The following is a 17,922-nucleotide window of genomic DNA, read 5'->3' on the forward strand; positions in this document are numbered from 1 at the left end:
TGGCCCGGACGGCGTGCGCCTGAAGGGGCCGCTGCCATGGCCCCCACGCGGGCCCTCGGACGTCGTGACCGAGCGCGGCGGCAACCGCGTACAGCCGGGGGAGGCGTGTCGTCGGTCAGGACAGGATCTCGACGTACCCGTCGGCACCGTGCACGCGGATCCGCTGGCCGTCCCGGATCAGGCGCGTGGCCTGCTCCACGCCCACGACCGCGGGCAGGCCGTACTCCCGCGCGATCACCGCGCCATGGGTCATCAGGCCGCCGACCTCCGTCACCAGGCCCGAGATGCCGACGAACAGCGGCGACCAGCTGGGATCCGTGAACGTCGTGACCAGGATGTCGCCCGCCTCCAGTTCGGCTTCCGCCATGTCGAGGACGACACGGGCCCGCCCTTCGACGGTCCCGGTGGAGACCGGCAGGCCGATCAGGGCGCCGGCCGGTGCGTCATCGCGACGGTACGCCCCGTTGATGGCCTCGCCGTCCGACGTGAGCACCCGGGGCGGGGTGAGCGCGTGGTACGAGCGGAAGTCTTCCTTGCGCTGCCGGATGAGCCGCTCGTCCACCTGCCGGGAGCGCACGACCTCGTCGAACTCCTGGAACGTGAGGTAGAAGGCGTCCTCCCTGTCGGCGAGCACGCCGGCCTGCACGAGGCGTTCGGCTTCTTCCAGGAGAGCCCGCTTGTAGAGGAAGGTACGGCAGACGATGGCGTACTTCGGGTACTCCCGATACCCGACGAAGGTGCGAACCCGGTCGATCATCCGCTTGGTCTCGTCGGCCTTCTGTGCCCCGTCCGGCAGGAACCGCAGGCGCGCCAGCACGTCCCGCTCCTTCTTCCGCGCCTCCTGCCGCCCTTGCTCGAAGCGCCTCGCGGCGGCCCCAGGCGCGAAGTTCCCGACGTGGTCGAGGAGTACGGGCACGAGCGTGGCGGGGCGCTCGCGCCAGCGCGGCCTCGTGATGTCGATCTCGCCGACGCAGCGCATGCCGTACCGGTCGAGGTAGGACTCGATGGCGTCGCGCGCCTCGGGTCCGCCCGTGACCTCGACCAGCTCGTCCAGGAAGTCGTCGTCCTCGACGTCCCGCAGGAACGCCACCACCTCCGGGAAGGGGCGGACGACGTCCGCGACGTCGAGCAGAGCCAGACCCATCTGGGAGGTGACATTGCCCGGCGCCGAGAGCGTGAGCGCATCGGCCGCGTTCTTCTCGCCGAGCCACTCCTGCAGCTTGTCGTTGAGCCACCACGTGGCCTCCATCCCCGCCATGATCGCCTGCATGCTGAGCGGATCGCCGAGGACGCGCTTGTGCTCCCGGAAGGCCTCCCGCAGGAAGTCGAAGAGCTCCGGTCCGCTCTTGCCCCGGATGTCGCGCTCCAGGGCGGCGATGGACTCCCGGCTGCGTCCGATCAGTTCGGTGACGATCGCGGGATCGGTCTCGATCGGGGCAGGCGCACCACCGGCCGGCGGCCCATCGGGAACCGCGTCCGGGAGGAGGGGCACGAAATCGTCGCGATCGAGAAGGGTCTGCAGCGCGTCCGTGATCAGCGGGTCGGACCTTCCCATGAGGCCGAGGAGATGGGCGCGGCTCGCGGGCGAGGCCAGTGCGCGGGTGGAGTCGACGAAGAGCCTTCCGCCGGCCGCGCGCATCGGCGCCATGGCGGTCAGCTGCCACATGGAAAGCCCCAGGGGCTTCATGGGGTCGGTCATCATCTGCTGGTGACCGACGGAGACGTAGACGTGTGGGTCCTGGTCACCGGCCTCGGGAACGGGGAAGAGGGTGGTGATCGGCCGGCTCTGCACGATGTGGAAGTCGTCGTCCACCAGGCACCACTCGATGTCCTGCGGACGGCCGAAGTGCCCTTCGATCCGCCGCCCTAGGTCCACGAGCCGCACGGCCTGTGCACGCGTCAGGGCCGGCCGCTCCTGTTGCCATGCCTCGATCGCCGTCTCCCGCGTACCGCCGCCCGGCAGGGCACGCACGGCGAGCCGCTTCGTGCCGATCGTCTCGGCGATGACTTCGCCGTCTCGCACTCTGAAGACGTCGGGGTTCACCAGGCCGGAGACCAGGGCTTCGCCGAGGCCGAAGCCGGCGTCCACGGTGGCGATCCTCCGGTTGCCGGTGACGGGGTCGGCGGTGAACAGGACGCCGGCCGCCTGCGGGAAGGCCATCCGCTGCACGACCACGGCCATGTGGACCGTACGGTGGTCGATTCCGTGGCGCTGACGGTAGGTCACGGCCCTCTCGGTGAAGAGCGAGGCCCAGCACCGGCTGACGTGCCGAAGGATCGCCCGCGCACCCACGACGTTCAGGTAGGTGTCCTGCTGGCCGGCGAAGGACGCTGTCGGCAGGTCTTCCGCCGTCGCGCTGGAGCGGACGGCGTAGGCCGCTTCCTCGCCGAGCCGGGCGAGCGTGCCGGTGATCGCCGCCGCGATCTCGCCCGGGACGGCGGTCTCCTCGACGATGCGGCGAATCTCCGCACTGAGCGCGCGGATCGCGTCACGGTCGTCCGGGTCCGTACGCGTCAGCTCGGCGATCCGACGCTCGAGCGCCGGATCCCCCGTCACGCTCCGCCGGAAGGCCGCGGTCGTCACGCAGAACCCGGCCGGCACGCGGACGCCGTCGATCCGCGACAGCGCGCCCAGATGCGCGCCCTTGCCGCCGACGGCCGCGGCCTGGGTCTCGTCGACCTCTCGGAGATCCCACACGTACTGCTCGGTCACTGCGTTCCCTTCGTGGCAGCGGGCTCCGCTGCCCTGCTGTGCCGTACACCGACGCGGCGCCGCAGCGGGCGCCGCCGGCTCGTCCGGCCTTCCGATCGGCCCAGGCGTCATGCGTGGTCGCGCTCTTTTCGGCAGGTCGGTCCTCTCTCGTCATCCGGTCTCCGCCCGCGCGCCGAGTGAGCGCCGTTTCCGCAGGTGGCGGACGTGATCCCGATGATTCTGCGCCCCGCCCCCGGCCTTGCCGCAAGCCCCCCGGTGCGCTATAACTTGGGAGAGGCAAGGAGAGGGATCTCCTGCCTTTTTCTTTTGCCTCGTTGCGGAACCGACGCCTTGACGTGGGCTTCGGGCGCCTCCGGGCGGGAAGCCGAGACCATCCCCGGCGGCGGTCCGGGCCGCCCCGCGGGACTCCGGTGGCTCAGAGCTCGCTCAGGCGTACGGCGAGGGCGGCGATGTCGTCGTCGAGGCGGCCTCTGGTGTAGCGGCGGAGATCGCGGTGGAGGGCCGTGAGCAGCTCGCGGGGTGGTGTCTGGGGCTGGAGGCGCATCCACGCCGTCAGCGGGAAGAACTCACCGTCGCGGGCGCGGGCCTCGGCGATGCCGTCAGTGTAGAGAAGGAGCAGGTCGTCGGGGGCGAGGCTGAAGGTGTCGATGGTGTACCGATCGCCGATCAGCTCCGCGAGACTGAGCAGTGGCGAGGGGTTGGCCGACTCGAGGACGCGGACTTTCCCGCGGTTCAGGAGCAGCGGCGGAGGATGTCCGCAGTTGAGGATGCTGATGTGCCCGCCCTCATGCGGGATTTCGACGAGAAGGGCGGTGGCGAAGCGCTCCATCGGCCCCTCGGGCGGGAAGGCGGCGTTGTAACGGGTACTGCTGGCGTCCAGCCTGCGCGCGACGTCGACCATGTCGCTCTCGCCGTAAGCCGCCTCCCGGAAGGCGTTGACGATCGCCGCTGCCGCCCCCACTGCCGGCAGTCCCTTCCCCCGTACGTCCCCGATGAGCAGCCGGACTCCGAAGGGCGTGTCGACCACCTCGTAGAAGTCTCCGCCGATGCGGGCCTCCGCCGCGGCCGCGAGGTACAGCGACTCGATCTCGACGCTGCCGAAGCGGCGTGGCATGGGGCTCAGCACGACCTGCTGCGCAGCGTCGGCGACGAGCCGCACCTGGAAGAGAGTGCGCTCCCGCTGCAGCCGGACATGGCTCCCGTACGCTGCGGCCACGGTGACCGCGATGATTCCCGCGGCGGTCCACCACGTCCCCAGGTCGGGGAAGACCATGCCGAGGCCGATCATCAGAATGAGGCAGACCGTACCGAGCAGCACGGTGGGAAGCACCGGCCACATGGCTGCCGCGAGGGCGGGCGCCGCGGGCAGGAGGCGGCTGAAGGCCAGCTCCGGCGGAGTGGCGTACGCCAGGCTGGCGATGACGACGGTCAGAAGGACCGGCGACAGCCGCACGAACCTTCCGCGGCCGTAGCGCCGACGGTGCCGCGGCCGTCCAGACTCGATCACGCTTACCACCATATCCGGGCAATAGGGGCATAGCGCTCCGATGCGCAGGGGCCTCCAGCTGTCCGGCTCCGGGGCGGGTACGTGTGCGGGGGCCCGACTCCGTCGCCGAATCGCTTCACTGCTCAACCTTTGCCAGGTGAGGGCCTGGGCCTCACGAGGCGCTGCCCGGGGCCACCCGCACGTGTGCGGCGCGCACGTCCCGGCCACTGTCCCCGCGCCGCGGCCCCGTGGCCCGAAGCGGGGCAGGGGTAGGGCCGTGTCGGTGGCGCGGCGACACGGGTCCGCGAAGCGCGGCGTACCTCAGCCGCCGCTGCCGGCGCCGCGATCGGGGGCGCTCATGTCGCCGGTCGCGGGAATGCCGTCGGCGAGCCCGTAGCGCAGATATACGGTGCCCTTCGGCCCGGCTGCCGGGGGCGCGAGGAGCGTGACGTTGGTGGGTACCGTGCCGTCGTCGAACACCTTCTTCCCCACGCCGAGCGTGAGGGGGTGCAGCCAGAGGTCGAGGCGGTCGAAGAGCTTCTCGCGCAGGAGGGTCTGCACGAGGTTCAGGCTCCCGACGACCTTCACGTTCTCATGCCGTTCGCGGACCTCACGCACCGCGGCGGCGAGGTCCGCCCCGAGCTGTGTGGACCCGGCCCACGAGAGGTCGGGCGTGCCGCGGGAGGCCACGTACTTCGGGACGCTGTTGAAGAGCGTGGCGATGTCGTCGTCCGCGCCACCCTCCTGGTGAGGCCAGTAAGCGGCGAAGATGTCGTACGTCCGCCGGCCGAGCAGGAGGGCGTCCGTGCCCTCGTACGCGGCGCTGACCTGCGCTCCGGCGGTCTCGTCCAGCAGGGGCGCCTGCCATCCGCCGAACGGGAACCCCACCGGGTCCTCGTCGGGGCCGCCGGGCGCCTGCCCGACGAGATCGAGGGTCGCGAACAGTTCGATGTGGATGAGGCCCATGGCTTGCTCCCGATGAGTAGGTCTTCCCTCAAGGGATAGACCGCCGGGTACCTGCGGACTCATCGCCGCGACCGAGCCCGCTTCCGGCCCACCCGTCGGGCCCAACCGGCCTCGGCGTCGGGCGGCGGAAGCGGGGTGCCGCGCCGGAGCGGCGGTCGGCCGGCGGGCCGCTTCCCGCTCCAGCGGCCCGGTGGGCGCATGGCCGGCGCAGTGACGGGCCTGCCGTCCATCAGGCAGAAGCCCTCGGCCGGCCCTCGGCCGTCGTCGCACGGGCCCTGCCCGGCCTTCCGGCCGGGCCGACAGGAGGGCTCGCGGCCTCGCGGCCGCTGCCTGTCAGGTGCCTACCGGGTGGCGAGCCGTTCCAGCAGCGCGGCGCTTCGGGCCAGCAACACCTGCTCCTCGGCCGTGAGTTCGGCCTCGATCGCCTGCGCGAGCCAGCCGGCCCTGCGGCTGCGCTCCGCTTCGAGCGCGGCCCGGCCGGCGTCCGACAGTTCGACCAGCGTCTTGCGGCCGTCCGTGGGGTGTGAGCGCCGTGTGACCAGGTTCTGTTCCATGAGCAGCCCCACCGCCCGGGCCATCGACTGCGGGCGTACGCGCTGGTCGGCGGCGAGATCGCTGGTGGTCATGGCGCCATCGCGGTCGAGTGCGCCCAGCACGGCGACCTGGCCCAGCGGGATGCGGTCCTCGTGGGTGACGCGTCGGGTGAGCTTGCCCATCGCGGTACGCAGTTCGGCGGCGATGGCGGCGGCTTCCGGGGTGGGCATAGGGCACTTTACCCCGTTGGTCAGCAAAGCTGTGCACCTGACCTGTACAGCGAAGCTGTGCAGCCAGACTGAACAGTAAAACTGTACAGTTTTGCTGTATGGTTTGGGTTGTCGGGCTCAGCGCCAGCGCTGTCGCAGCCAGGGGCACGACACACGACGACGCGAAGGACCTCCCATGTCCGCCATGACACCCGGAACCGTCAACGCCGCCATCGAGACCGTCATCGCCCGCCGGATCATCGACAGCCGGGGCAATCCCACCGTCGAGGTCGACGTCGTCCTGGCCGACGGGTCCATGGGGCGCGCAGCCGTCCCCTCCGGTGCGTCCACCGGCGCCCGCGAGGCCGTGGAGCTGCGCGACGGAGACTCCGCCCGCTGGCACGGCAAGGGCGTCGACCGGGCAGTGGCACACGTCAACGGAGAGATCGCGGCGTGCGTGCGCGGCCGGGACGCGTCGGACCAGGCGGGCCTGGACGCCGCACTGGCCGCCCTCGACGGGACCGCCACGAAGTCCCGGCTCGGCGCCAACGCGATCCTCGGCGTCTCCCTCGCCGTCGCCAAGGCCGCCGCCGCGGCGCACCGCCAGCCCCTCTACCGCTACCTCGGCGGCGCCGAGGCCCGTCTCCTGCCCCTGCCGATGATGAACATCGTCAACGGCGGTGCCCACGCCGACAACCCGCTGGACTTCCAGGAGTTCATGATCGCGCCCGTCGGCGCGGAGACCTTCGCCGAAGCCGTCCGCATGGGCAGCGAGGTCTTCCACACCCTGCGCCGCGATCTCCTGGCCGCCGGCCACTCCACGGGCGTGGGCGACGAAGGCGGCTTCGCGCCCGCGCTGCGCACAGCCGAGGAAGCGCTCGACTTCGTGACGACCGCCATCGAGAGCACCGGCTACCGCCCCGGCACGGACATCGGCCTGGTCATGGACCCGGCGTCGTCGGAGTTCTTCCGCGACGGGGTGTACGACTACGCCGGCGAGGGGGTACGCCGTACTCCCTCCGAGAACGCCGACTACCTCGCCACGCTCATCGACGCCTACCCGATCGTCTCCATCGAGGACCCGATGGCGGAGGACGACCTGGACGGCTGGCGGGAGCTGACCTCCCGTGTGGGCGACCGCTGCCAGCTCACCGGCGACGACGTGTTCTGCACCAACGAGACGCTGCTGCGCGAGGGCATCCGTACGGGCGTCGGCAACTCGGTCCTGGTCAAGGTCAACCAGATCGGGACCCTGACCGAGGCGCTGGCCACGGTGGCCACGGCCCATCAGGCCGGCTGGACGGCTGTCATGTCGCACCGCTCGGGAGAGACGGAGGACACCACCATCGCGGACCTGGCCGTGGCGACCGGATGCGGCCAGATCAAGACCGGCTCACTCTCCCGCTCCGACCGCACCGCGAAGTACAACCAACTGATACGGATCGAAGAGGAGTTGGGCCAAGCCGCACGCTACGCCGGCCGCTCCGCACTGCGTCGGGCCTGAACGCGCGGGGAGGGGGGCACGTGGGCCCCGAGCGCGATCGGGGGCCCGCCTCGCGTGCCGGGGCGCCGCGGCGACCGTATGCCGCTCCGGCGTAGACCTCGCGGGCGGCGGGGGCGGCCCGGTTCCGGGCGGCGGCCTCGGGACCGCCGCTCGTCGGCCGTCGCGTCTCGGGCGTGGACGGCTGCGTCACCCCGCGAGGGTGTCGGGCCGGTCGTTGCGGATGCGCAGAGGAGCGGCGCAACCCCGGCCCCTCATCTGCCGGCCGGCCGCGAAGGCGCCCGGCGGCCTCGCGCTCACGAGTGCCTTCGCCTCCGCGTCCGTCCTCGAAACGCTGCGGGCCGGTCGGCTACCGCTCCGGCGTCAACGTCACCTCGACCTCGCCCACCCGGGCCGTCCACCGCACCCCCCGGCCCACGGCGGCGCGGCCCTCGCTGAGCATCCGCTCCCGCATGATCCGTGCGGAACCCCGCAGGGCTGCCGCGCGGACACCGGTGACCACCTGGAAGTCGTCCAGTATCCGCAGTACCGACCTGTCGAACGCCTCGAGGGCTCCCTCGATGTCGTCTACGTTCCCGCTTGCCGAGGCGATGGGTGCGACCGACCAGGTCATCCGGAGAGGCATGGGTCAACTGTGCCCGGTCGCGGAGGGCCGGGCCCGGAGGTGCGCCCAACCCACTGCCGGGGCGATTCCTCGGCCCAGCCTCTCCTCAGCGGGTGAACGCGTCACTCGGCACCTGCGGCACCTCGGGGACGTGCCGCTTGCGGCCGCTGTCGAGCGCCGACGCGTTGCGGCCTTCGTACGCCAGAGCCCGTGGGCAGACGGCGGCTATGCCGCTGCGTCCCGTACGGACTTCTCGAGGAGCGTGAACGACTTGGGCGTACCGCCCGGCTGCGGCTTGCCCCCTTTGCGTCCGACGGCCCGATAACCGGCGTCGCGGTAGTACGCGTTCAGACGTGTGTTGTCGGCCAGACAGTCCAGACGCACCCATTCCCGACCCGCCTCGGCCACGCGTCGCTCCGCGGCCCGCAGCAGCTGTCGGCCTGTTCCGGGCGGGACACTGCCGTGGTCCACCATCAGCCGGTGCACATAGCCTGCGGTCGGCGGCTGCGGCCCCCAGGCGTCCTCGTCCTCCCACCACAGCTCCCAGGCCCCGACCACGCGATCGGCGACCTCCGCGAGCCACACCTCTCCGCTCCGAAGGATCCGGTGGAAGTGGTCCCTGCCCAACTCGCCGGGCCGCCACTGACCCGTGACGCCCCGGGCCAGCATCCAGCGGGCGGCATCGTCGCGCAGACGCACGACAGTGGACAGGTCGGTGGCATCGGCACGACGGAAACGCAGATCGGTCACGTGGCGATCCTCCCATGGGCGTGCAGCCTGGTTGCGGAGGGATCTGCGCAGTCCTGGGCGGAGTTCCGGAGGTGCGAGGCCCACGGATCACCGACGTCGGCGAAGTTCGCTGTGCCCCTCCGCTGCGAGGCGGCGGCCGGCGTCCCGGAGGCGCGGGTCGCTCAGTGCCTTGCCGTCGGCTTCCTGCTTCATGCCTCGGATGACCTTGAACGCTCCGCCGATCTTGCTCACGATCTGCTTCCTTCCGCTGTCCGCGTGGCTCGGGCCGGGCCGAGAGTGACCGGCACCTCCGCACGATTCCCCGCTCAAAAGCGGCAAAACATGCAAAACGGAAAAATGCCGCTGCCTTCTGAGGGTCCTGCCGGTGTCGGCCTCGGCGCCGGATCGGGGGGAGCGCTCAGTCGATACGGAAGTCGTTGCCCTCTTCTTGGTCTCCGCCATGGGCGCACCCTGCCGAGACCGACGCGCCTGGCGGCGTGGCCCACCGGTGCCGTCCCACGGGTGCGCCCGGGTGCTCGGTACGGCGCCGCGCCGGCGGAGGGCGCATGAAAGGGGCGGTGCCGGACACACGTAAGCCAACCGGCCTGACCGCAAAGGCAGTCGGGCCGTCCCAACCCTACGTGCACCGAGGAAGCGAGACGTCATGCCGCTGACATTCCGCAAGAGCTTCAGGATCCTGCCCGGTGTCCGGCTCAACATCAACCGGAAGTCGTGGTCGATCACCACCGGCGGCGGCAAGTACGGCCCCCGCCGCACCCACAGCACCACCGGACGCCGGACCACCTCGGTGGACCTGCCCGGCCCCTTCGGCTGGCGCAAGACCAGTCGCCGCGGCTGATCCGCAACGCGCGCGCCACAGCCGGAACCCCGGCCGGGGGACAGGCTTCGCATGCCTCCGGAATGCGGCGACTCCTTCGTGTACCAGAAGAGATGAGGGGGGGCGCGGCTCGCGGCTGCCGTCGCTACGAACGGAGAGGCGGCGGACCGGCCGGCCGGGGGCCGGTGGCCGGACGGCCTCCATCCAAGGTGAGTTCGCGCACGGCGGCCATGTCGCTGAACGGCAGCAGCTCCTCGCCGACGATCTGGTGCGGCTCGCTGCCCTTGCCGGCGATCAGGACGGTGTCCTCGGGCGCCGCCGCGGCCAGGGCGAACGCGATGGCCGCGCGGCGGTCGGCGATCCGCTCGAAGGCCGTGCCGGTCGCGGCGAGACCGGGGGCGATCTGATCCAGGATGGCGTCCGGATCCTCGTTGCGCGGGTTGTCCGACGTGAGGACGCACAGGTCGGAGTGGGTGCCGGCGATCCGTCCCATGTCCGCCCGCTTCGTCGTGTCCCGGTCGCCGCCGCAGCCGAAAACGGTGATCACGCGGCCTCGCGCGTAGCCGCGGATGGTGCTCAGGACCTTCTCCAGGGAATCCGGCGAATGGGCGTAGTCCACGATCACGGAGGTACCCCCCGGCGTCTCGAAGCGCTCGAACCGACCCGGAATGGGCGGCATCCGGTCCAAAGCGGTGACGAGCGCGCCCAGATCGTGACCGAGGACGTGGCAGGCGGCCAGTGTGGCGAGCGCGTTGGCCACCGAGTACCGCCCGGGGACCGGGATCGACGCCGGATACGTACGCCCGCGGTGGTGGAGGGTGAAGCGCGTGCCGGACGCGCTGACCGCGAGACCGGTCGCCCGGTAGTCCGCCGGCCCGTCGAGTGCGTACGTGGTCACCGCACCCGGCATCATCGCCACGATCCCCGCGCCCACGGGATCGTCGGCGTTGACCACCGCACGCCGGCACAGCCCCTGGAAGAGGCGGAGCTTGGCGTCCCGGTAGTCCGCCATCGTCCCGTGGTCGTCGAGGTGATCCTGGGTCAGGTTGGTGAAGACCCCGACATCGATGAACGTTCGGTCCACCCGGTGGGTCAGCAGGCCCATGGACGTGGCCTCCAGCACCACACTGCCGGTCCCGCGGTCGCGCATGTACCCCAGGACGTACTGCAGGTCGGGCGACTCCGGGGTGCTGAGAACCGATCGCGGCATCGGGATCAGCTCGTCGCCGATCCGGCTGCCGGCCGTCCCGATGACTCCCACCTTCGCGCCCTCGGAGATCCGCAGGGCAGACTCGACCATGTACGAGACGGACGTCTTGCCGTTGGTACCGGTGACCGCCACCACGTCCATCTGCCGCCCCGGTTCGCCGAAGTAGCGGGAGGCCACGACCGCGGCCGCCCTCCGGATGTCCGGCACCCGCACGGCACACGCGCCCGGCGGCCAATGCGCCACCGACGACGGTTGCGTACCGTCGACGAGTACGGCGGCCGCTCCACGGGCCAGCGCGGGGGCCACGGAGGCGGGCCCGCCCTCCCGGTGCCCGGGCACGGCGATGAACAGGCAGCCGGGTGTCACCCGGTCCACGTCGAAGGTCGTCCCCCCGGTGATCGGCGTCCTGCTCGGCTCGCCCTGGAGTACGTGGTGCTCCTGACCGGCCAGCAACTCGCTCAGCTTCATGGGATCCCTTCGAGGTGGCTCGGCCCGGTCGTGCGGCCATAGCCAGGCGGCAGCGCCGGCGAGTGCCGGAGGGCTGCGGTGACGATGTGGAGCAGGGCGGAGACCGCCCGGTGGCCATCGGCCGGGCGGGCGCGCTCGGGGGAAAGGCCGGCGCACGGCATGGAAACGCGCCACGCCGGGGGAGGAGTGGCGCTAGCCGTGGCCGTGCGGCGCGGTACGGCGGATCCGAGGTGCCTCGACGTCCGGGGCCGCGGCCGGGTCGACGACGGGAGGACACCCTCCCGAGGCGGCCTGACACAGGCCCTGCCTCGTGCACCTCGTGCGACCCATGGAGCGAGTGTACGGCCGTTCCGGCGGCCCACCGACCGCCTCACCAGGGCGCTCAGAGCGGCGGAGTGCTGCGTGTGGTCTCGACCGGACCGATGGCCGGCCGCCGGAAACCGCATGGCCGGCGAGTCCTCGGCGGGGGTAGCGTCCGGTCATTCGGGCCCGTGCGTGAGCGGCCTACGTGACGAGAGCGATGGACATGACCAGTCGGCAGGCCACGACGACCCTGTGGCGCCCCACCGGCCCGAAGGAGCTGGATCTGGTTCGGGAGCTGAACTGGCGTGCCTGGCCGCCTCGGTTGCCCGAGCAGCCGATCTTCTACCCGGTCCTCAACGAGGACTACGCGATCAGGATCGCGCGGGACTGGAACGTGAGGCACGACGGCGCCGGCTTCGTCACCCGTTTCGAGGTCGAGTCGCAGTTCGTGAGCCGGTATCCCGTCCAGCAGGCGGGCGGGCGGACGATCCTCGAGCTCTGGGTACCGGCCGAGGAGCTGGACGACTTCAACGCCCACATCGTCGGCGAGATCCAGGTGGTCCACGAGTTCCGCTGAGGCGCAGAGGGGCCGGGCACGCCGGCTTCCCACGGCAACCGCGGGCACCGTACGGTGCCCGCGGTTGTTCTCCTGCGCAGGCGATGCGTTCACCCCGATGGCAGCCGGCGCCTCCGATGTCCGTGACCTCCTCCGCCCATGATCGTTACCTGCGGTGGCGGGTCTGAGGGCGGCGGCATCCCCACCCCTTCGCGTTCGGGGCGTGAGGACGACGTCGGGCTGCAACGGAGAGGAACGACGAGTGGGCGGCTGGATCAGTGTCGGTCTGGGGGCCGCGGCAGCCCTGTGCCCGTTCCCGCCGCACGGCGACGTCGCCGTGGTCATGGACCTCGCCGCCACCGGCGATCGCCTGGCCGTGTGTGCCCCGGACGCATGGGTGGACATGGGCTACGGCGAAGAGGCACCTGCGACGCCGCGCCCCGCGTGCACCCCGCCGTCCCTCTCGTCCCCCGAGCCGTCCCCACCCGAGCCGATCTCCACGGCTCCGACGGCAGCGCAGCCGGCACCCACCGCACCGGCACCCACCGCACCGGCACTCTCCGCACCGGCACCCACCCCGCCGGAGCCCGTCGCCCCGGCGCCCCCCGCTCCCGGGCCGACGGTGCCGCCGGCAGCGAGCGAGATGCCGTCGGCCCCAGCGGTGCCGCCGTCGTCGCACCCCGCGAAGGCGGCTCAGGCCTTCCGGTGGGTGCCGCGCTCGCAGTACACCGGAGGTCCGTCGCGTCCGGCTCCGGCCGACATCTCGATGACCATGTCCACAGTCGTGATCACGCTGCCGGCCGTGCTGGCCGCGGCCGCCCTGCGGCCGGGGTCCCGCCGCCGACGCGCCTGACCGTCCTCGCCCCGAAGCGGCCGGCTCTCCATGGCCGGCCCACCCCGTCCACACCGTCTCGTTCACGTCGCATCGCTCGTCCTGGAGTCGTACAAATGCCGGAATGGCTCGTCTACACCCTGGCCTCGGTCCTGGTCTGCGTTCTCGTCGTCACGGCGACCGTCGTGCGCCACCGACGCGTAGCGGTCGATGAGGACACGTCACAAACCCCGGACGTACTGGAATACATGGTCATGATGGTCGGCGTCGTCTACGCCATCGTGCTGGGCCTGGCCATCGCCGGCGTGTGGGAGGCCCGCAGCGCGGCCGAGGACACCGTCCAGCGCGAGGCCCAGGCCCTGTACGAGATCGACCAACGCCTGGACGTCTACCCGGCAGCCTTCCGCACGCAGATCAAGGAGCACATCGACGCCTACGCCCGGCACGCCGTCACCGCCGAATGGCCCGCCCTGAAGGACGGCACGCCCGTCGACGACACCGGTGCCGAGCTGCTGGGCCGCATCCGCAGTGACATCGCCCACCGCACCCCGGCCGACGAGCTCCAGGCACAGGCCTACCAGCCGCTCCTCGACCAGGTGGCGGCAGCGGACGACGCCCGCCACCAACGCCTGGACACCTCCGGCACCACCCTGCCCGCCGCGCTCTGGTTCGGTCTCGTCGCGGGCGCCCTGGTCACCCTCGGCCTGCTCTACACCCTGCAGATCCGCCGCTCCGCGCGCGAACTGCTGCTCGCCACCACCTTCAGCGCTCTCGTGGTATTCCTGCTCTTCCTCGTCTGGAGTTTCGACGCGCCCCTCGGCCACTCCGGAACGGACTCGGCCCAACCCCTGAGCGACCTGCTCACCACCGCGGCCTGATCGCATCCCTGCCCGGGCCCCGGCATCCCGATCCGGGTCACACGGACGACATCACCGCCGCCCGACGCCGCCACCGCACCTGGCGGACGTGCATCGGGCGGCCGTGGTGTCTCCGGCCGGCTCGTGCTTCCCCGGCTTGGACAGCGTCACTGAACGGGGATCGGCTGGGTGAGGTTCACCGGGTTGCCGTCGGGGTCCTTGATATGGGCCACGCGCTGCCCCCACGGCATGTCGTTGGCGCCGCCACCGACCGAGCCGCCCAGGGCCGTCACCCGGCCGAGCGTCTCGTCGACGTCGTCGACCTCGATGCTGAGCAGGATGCGCGGCGCCCCCCGGCGCCCCGCGTCCGCCTCGGCCACCAGCCCGAGGTCGCAGTCGCCGATGCGCAGGCCGCGGTAGAAGACCGGGCCCTCCTCCGGGACCCGGAAGGTCTCCTCGGCGCCGAACAGGGCCGTGTAGAAGCCGAGCAGGACGTCGGGGTCGGCGGTGATGATCACCGGCTGGATCGTGGACATGGCACTCCTCGCGAGAACGGTCGTGTCCTGGACAGACCGTCCGGGAACGGTGAACTCATCGGCGGGACCGCCTGAGGAAGGGTCTTGGCCCCGCTGGGCGGCGCCCGGCCGCCCCCGCCCCGGTGACCCATGCCCGTGCGGGAGCACCGGATGGGACCTACGGTGGGAGGGGATGCCGCAGGTCCAGGCAGGAGGGTCTCGTATGTCCCACCACGCGACCACGGGGATGCGAGCGGCACCCCACGCCGCCCCGGAGAAGCGCGCCCGCCTCGGCAAGGAGGCCCGGCGCCGCTCACCGCGGATGGGCCACGCCGACTACGAGCCGTCTCCGGAGAGGCCCGACCCCCTGGCGATCCTGGAGGCACAGTCCGCGGCGCGGGTGCCCGAACTCGTACCGATCCGCTACGGCAGGATGACCGAGTCCCCGTTCCGGTTCTACCGCGGGGCCGCCGCGATCATGGCCTCCGACCTGGCGGGCACCCCGCGATCCGGACTCACGGCCCAGCTGTGCGGCGACGCCCACATGCTCAACTTCCGGCTGCTCGCCTCGCCCGAGCGGTCGTTGCTGTTCGACATCAACGATTTCGACGAGACTCTTCCGGGCCCTTGGGAGTGGGACGTCAAGCGGCTCTCGGCGAGTCTCGTCATCGCGGGCCGGGCGAACGGCTTCGACGAGGCCCACCGCGCCCGCATCGTGCGGGCGACGGTCCGTTCGTACCGCGAGGCGATGATCCGCTTCGCGGGCATGCGCAACATCGACGTCTGGTACGCCAAGATCGACGCGCACCGCCTCGAGTCCCTGGCCGCGGACCGGCTCCACAAGGGTGGTCGGAAGAGACTGGCCCACGCCATGGCCAAGGCCCGCACGCGCGACAGCCTGCAGGCCTTCGCCAAGGTCGCCGCCACGGTCGACGGCAAGCCCGTGATCGCGGCGGATCCCCCGCTGCTCGTCCCGATCGGCGACCTTCTTCCGGATGTCGAACGCGGCGCCCTCGAGAACCTGTTCCGCGGCCTGATCGAGCGGTACGGCCGCACGCTGGCCTCCGACCGGCGCGCGCTGCTCGAGGACTACCGACTCGCGGACGTCGCCCGCAAGGTGGTCGGCGTCGGCAGTGTCGGCACCCGCTGCTGGATCTTCCTCCTCCTCGGCCGCGACGATCAGGATCCGCTCTTCCTGCAGGCCAAGGAGGCCGACACCTCCGTGCTCGCCGCACACGTCGGCGCGAGTCACTACCGCAACCAGGGCGAGCGGGTCGTCTCGGGCCAGCGGCTGATGCAGGCCGCGAGCGACATCTTCCTCGGCTGGGAACGGGTGGACGGGATCGACGGCAGGAAACGCGACTTCTACGTCCGGCAGTTGCGTGACTGGAAGGGCATCGCCATGCCGGAGACGATGAGCCCGAGGCGCATGGGAGCCTTCGGCGAACTGTGCGGCGTCACGCTGGCTCGCGCGCACGCGCGTTCCGGCGACCGGATCGCCATCGCCGCCTATCTGGGCACCGGTGACGTCTTCGACCGCGCCCTCGCCCTCTTCGCGGAGGCGTACGCGGACCAGAACGAGCGCGACCACCAGGCCCTGGTGGACGCCGTGCGCGCGGGCCGGCTGCCCGCGGAGCAAGTCGGGGCGGACTGACCCCAGAGCGGCTTTTGCGCCTCCGCCCGCCCGCTACCTCCGGCCGCCGCTATCTCCGGGTGCCCGCTTCGATCAGCCCCGTCTCGTACGCGGCGATCACCGCCTGGGCGCGGTCGCGGACCGCGAGCTTGGCGAAGAGGCTGGTGATGTGGTTCTTCACGGTGGACACGCTGATGTCCATGGCGTGCGCGATCTCCGCGTTGTCGAGCCCCGTGGCCATCAGCCGCCACACCTCCTGCTCGCGAGGCGTGAGATCGGCCGGCCCCACCTCGGGCGGCTGCGGAAGACTGGGAGCCACGACGTAGGCGGAGATCAGCCGGGTCAGCAGCCGGGGCGCGACCGCCGCCTCCCCGGTGTGGACCACCCGTACCGCCGCGACCAGGTCCTCGGGCGAGACGTCCTTGGGCAGGAAGCCGCAGGCGCCGGCGCGCAGCGCCGCCACCACGTACTCGTCCATGTCGAAGGTGCTCAGTGCCAGCACCCGGCACTCGGGCAGCGTCCGCGCGAGCCGTTCGGTCGCGCCGACCCCGTCCAGCACGGGCATCCGGATGTCCATCACCACGACGTCGGGGCGCAGCCGGTGCGCGAGAAGCACCGCCTCCTCGCCGTCACCCGCCTCGCCGACCACCTCGAAGTCCGGGTCGGGGGCCAGGATCAGGGCCAGTCCACGCCGCACCAGCGGCTGGTCGTCCGCGATCAGCACCCTGATCGCCTCCGTCGTCCGTGCGCTCATCGCAGCGCTCCCTCCTCGGCCTTCAGCGGCAGCCGGGCCGCCACCCGGAACCCGCCCCCGTCCAGCGGTCCGGCCTCCAGCGTGCCGCCGTGCAGAGCGACCCTCTCCCGCATCCCCATCAGGCCGTAACCGGACCCGGAGGGCGCGGCCGCCACCCCGGCCCCGTCGTCCGACACCTCCACGGCCAGCCCGTCCGTACCGTACGTCAGCCGTACGGAAGCCCGTGACCGGCCGGCGTACTTGCGCGCGTTCGTCAGCGCCTCCTGCACGATGCGGAACACGGTCAGGCCCACGCTCGGCGGCAGCGGGCGCTCCTCGCCCCGTACGTCGAGGTCGACGGGCAGCCCGGCCCGGCGGGTCTCGCCGACGATCCGAGCCAGGTCCCCGACCCCGGGCTGCGGTGCGGTGGGCGCCTCCTCGGCGTCGTCCCCCGCGCGCAGCACGTCCAGCAGCTGGCGCATCTCGCGCAACGCCATCCGCCCGGAACCCTCCAGGGTGACCAGTGCCTCCCGGGCCACGTCGGGGTCGCTCGCCAGGTTGGCCCGGGCGCCACCGGCCATCAGCTGCATGGTGGTGATGTGGTGGGCGACGATGTCGTGCAGCTCCCGGGCGATGCGGCGCCGCTCGTCCGCCACCGCACGGTCGGCGAGCAGGCGGCGGTTGGTCTCGTTCTCGCGGTCCCAGCGGTTCATCGCGGCCGCGGTGGCGAGTACGAACAGCACGTTGGCCACACTGCCGAGCACCCCCACGGTCACCGGCCACGGTGACCGTCCCACCAGCGGCATCACCGCGGAGACGAACGCGGCCGGCGTCACCACGGCCGCGCCCCGGGACCGGGCGACCGTGTAGAGCGCGACCACGGTCGTGGCCGTGAAGTGCTGACCCACCGGAACGCTCAGATTGAGCGCCAGGTCGAACAGCAGGACGGCCGCGAGCGTCCACACCGGGGCGCGGCGCCGGGCCAGCAACGGCAGTGCGGCCACCACCAGCAGCACGCAGCCGGCCGGTGGGACGTACCCGTGGTCGATCTGGCTGCCGAGCGAGAAGCTGAGCAGGTCCACGATGGCCGCGCCGACGGTGACCAGCGCGTCGTTGCGCGTCCAAGGCAGGGCGTCGTCGGACGCCCCGCGCGCGCCGTCCGGCAGGGCGTCGCCACCCGGCCCCCTCCCGGCGCCGCCGTAACGCCCTCGCCTCGTCGTCTTCGGCATGCCGTG

The 17,922-nt window shown here is 71.9% G+C and carries 16 protein-coding genes; 5 read left to right on the forward strand and 11 right to left on the reverse strand.

Annotated elements, in window-relative coordinates:
- Window positions 1-115 precede the first annotated feature (115 nt).
- The 4 genes from rph to AB0K65_RS16925 all read right to left on the reverse strand — a co-directional run bounded on the left by rph (window position 116) and on the right by AB0K65_RS16925 (window position 5,929).
- On the reverse strand, window positions 116-2,713 hold the full coding sequence (gene rph / locus AB0K65_RS16910; RefSeq protein WP_365717096.1) for a rifamycin-inactivating phosphotransferase: 2,598 nt from the start codon (window positions 2,711-2,713) through the stop codon (window positions 116-118).
- 415 nt (window positions 2,714-3,128) lie between these two features.
- A complete protein-coding gene (locus tag AB0K65_RS16915; protein WP_365717098.1) occupies window positions 3,129-4,220 on the reverse strand; it encodes a PP2C family protein-serine/threonine phosphatase in 1,092 nt (363 codons plus the stop codon).
- Between the two features lie 300 nt (window positions 4,221-4,520).
- Entirely contained in the window at window positions 4,521-5,165 is a 645-nt protein-coding gene (locus AB0K65_RS16920) for a dihydrofolate reductase family protein (RefSeq protein ID WP_365717100.1), read from the reverse strand.
- 341 nt (window positions 5,166-5,506) lie between these two features.
- Window positions 5,507-5,929, reverse strand: coding sequence for a MarR family transcriptional regulator (locus AB0K65_RS16925; RefSeq protein ID WP_365717102.1), 423 nt, complete (start codon window positions 5,927-5,929; stop codon window positions 5,507-5,509).
- Between the two features lie 175 nt (window positions 5,930-6,104).
- Here AB0K65_RS16925 and eno point away from each other — a divergent pair, with 175 nt between their 5' ends.
- Entirely contained in the window at window positions 6,105-7,412 is a 1,308-nt protein-coding gene (eno, locus tag AB0K65_RS16930; RefSeq protein ID WP_365717104.1) for a phosphopyruvate hydratase, read from the forward strand.
- Between the two features lie 346 nt (window positions 7,413-7,758).
- Here eno and AB0K65_RS16935 read toward each other — a convergent pair whose 3' ends face one another.
- The 3 genes from AB0K65_RS16935 to AB0K65_RS16945 form a co-directional block, all read right to left on the reverse strand.
- Complete coding sequence (locus tag AB0K65_RS16935; protein WP_365717106.1) at window positions 7,759-8,034, reverse strand: hypothetical protein; 276 nt, start codon at window positions 8,032-8,034, stop codon at window positions 7,759-7,761.
- A gap of 204 nt (window positions 8,035-8,238) precedes the next feature.
- Window positions 8,239-8,763 carry a GNAT family N-acetyltransferase gene (locus AB0K65_RS16940; RefSeq protein WP_365717108.1) on the reverse strand — a complete coding sequence of 175 codons (525 nt, stop codon included), beginning with the start codon at window positions 8,761-8,763 and terminating at the stop codon, window positions 8,239-8,241.
- An 87-nt stretch (window positions 8,764-8,850) separates the two neighbouring features.
- Complete coding sequence (locus AB0K65_RS16945) at window positions 8,851-8,994, reverse strand: hypothetical protein (protein ID WP_365717110.1); 144 nt, start codon at window positions 8,992-8,994, stop codon at window positions 8,851-8,853.
- A gap of 412 nt (window positions 8,995-9,406) precedes the next feature.
- Here AB0K65_RS16945 and AB0K65_RS16950 point away from each other — a divergent pair, with 412 nt between their 5' ends.
- Window positions 9,407-9,601 carry a DUF4236 domain-containing protein gene (locus AB0K65_RS16950; RefSeq protein WP_365717112.1) on the forward strand — a complete coding sequence of 65 codons (195 nt, stop codon included), beginning with the start codon at window positions 9,407-9,409 and terminating at the stop codon, window positions 9,599-9,601.
- Between the two features lie 124 nt (window positions 9,602-9,725).
- On the opposite strand, the gene AB0K65_RS16955 is transcribed toward AB0K65_RS16950, so the two are convergent.
- A complete protein-coding gene (locus tag AB0K65_RS16955; RefSeq protein ID WP_365717114.1) occupies window positions 9,726-11,258 on the reverse strand; it encodes a UDP-N-acetylmuramoyl-L-alanyl-D-glutamate--2,6-diaminopimelate ligase in 1,533 nt (510 codons plus the stop codon).
- Between the two features lie 526 nt (window positions 11,259-11,784).
- Here AB0K65_RS16955 and AB0K65_RS16960 point away from each other — a divergent pair.
- Window positions 11,785-12,138 (forward strand): hypothetical protein, encoded by a 354-nt coding sequence (locus AB0K65_RS16960; protein WP_365717116.1) that lies wholly within the window; start codon window positions 11,785-11,787, stop codon window positions 12,136-12,138.
- A 927-nt stretch (window positions 12,139-13,065) separates the two neighbouring features.
- Entirely contained in the window at window positions 13,066-13,827 is a 762-nt protein-coding gene (locus AB0K65_RS16965; RefSeq protein ID WP_365717118.1) for a hypothetical protein, read from the forward strand.
- A 146-nt stretch (window positions 13,828-13,973) separates the two neighbouring features.
- Here the strand turns inward: AB0K65_RS16965 and AB0K65_RS16970 are convergent, their stop codons facing one another.
- Window positions 13,974-14,342 carry a VOC family protein gene (locus AB0K65_RS16970; RefSeq protein ID WP_365717120.1) on the reverse strand — a complete coding sequence of 123 codons (369 nt, stop codon included), beginning with the start codon at window positions 14,340-14,342 and terminating at the stop codon, window positions 13,974-13,976.
- A 202-nt stretch (window positions 14,343-14,544) separates the two neighbouring features.
- Between AB0K65_RS16970 and AB0K65_RS16975 the strand changes: the two genes are divergently transcribed.
- Window positions 14,545-15,975, forward strand: coding sequence for a DUF2252 domain-containing protein (locus AB0K65_RS16975; protein WP_365717122.1), 1,431 nt, complete (start codon window positions 14,545-14,547; stop codon window positions 15,973-15,975).
- A gap of 49 nt (window positions 15,976-16,024) precedes the next feature.
- Here AB0K65_RS16975 and AB0K65_RS16980 read toward each other — a convergent pair whose 3' ends face one another.
- Both AB0K65_RS16980 and AB0K65_RS16985 read right to left on the reverse strand, forming a co-directional pair.
- Complete coding sequence (locus AB0K65_RS16980; protein ID WP_365717124.1) at window positions 16,025-16,708, reverse strand: response regulator transcription factor; 684 nt, start codon at window positions 16,706-16,708, stop codon at window positions 16,025-16,027.
- Window positions 16,705-17,916, reverse strand: coding sequence for a sensor histidine kinase (locus tag AB0K65_RS16985; protein ID WP_365717126.1), 1,212 nt, complete (start codon window positions 17,914-17,916; stop codon window positions 16,705-16,707). The genes AB0K65_RS16980 and AB0K65_RS16985 overlap by 4 nt, the downstream gene beginning before the upstream one ends.
- Between the last annotated feature and the right edge of the window lie 6 nt (window positions 17,917-17,922).

Source organism: Streptomyces sp. NPDC053755 (assembly GCF_040677675.1).
Classification (GTDB): domain Bacteria; phylum Actinomycetota; class Actinomycetes; order Streptomycetales; family Streptomycetaceae; genus Streptomyces.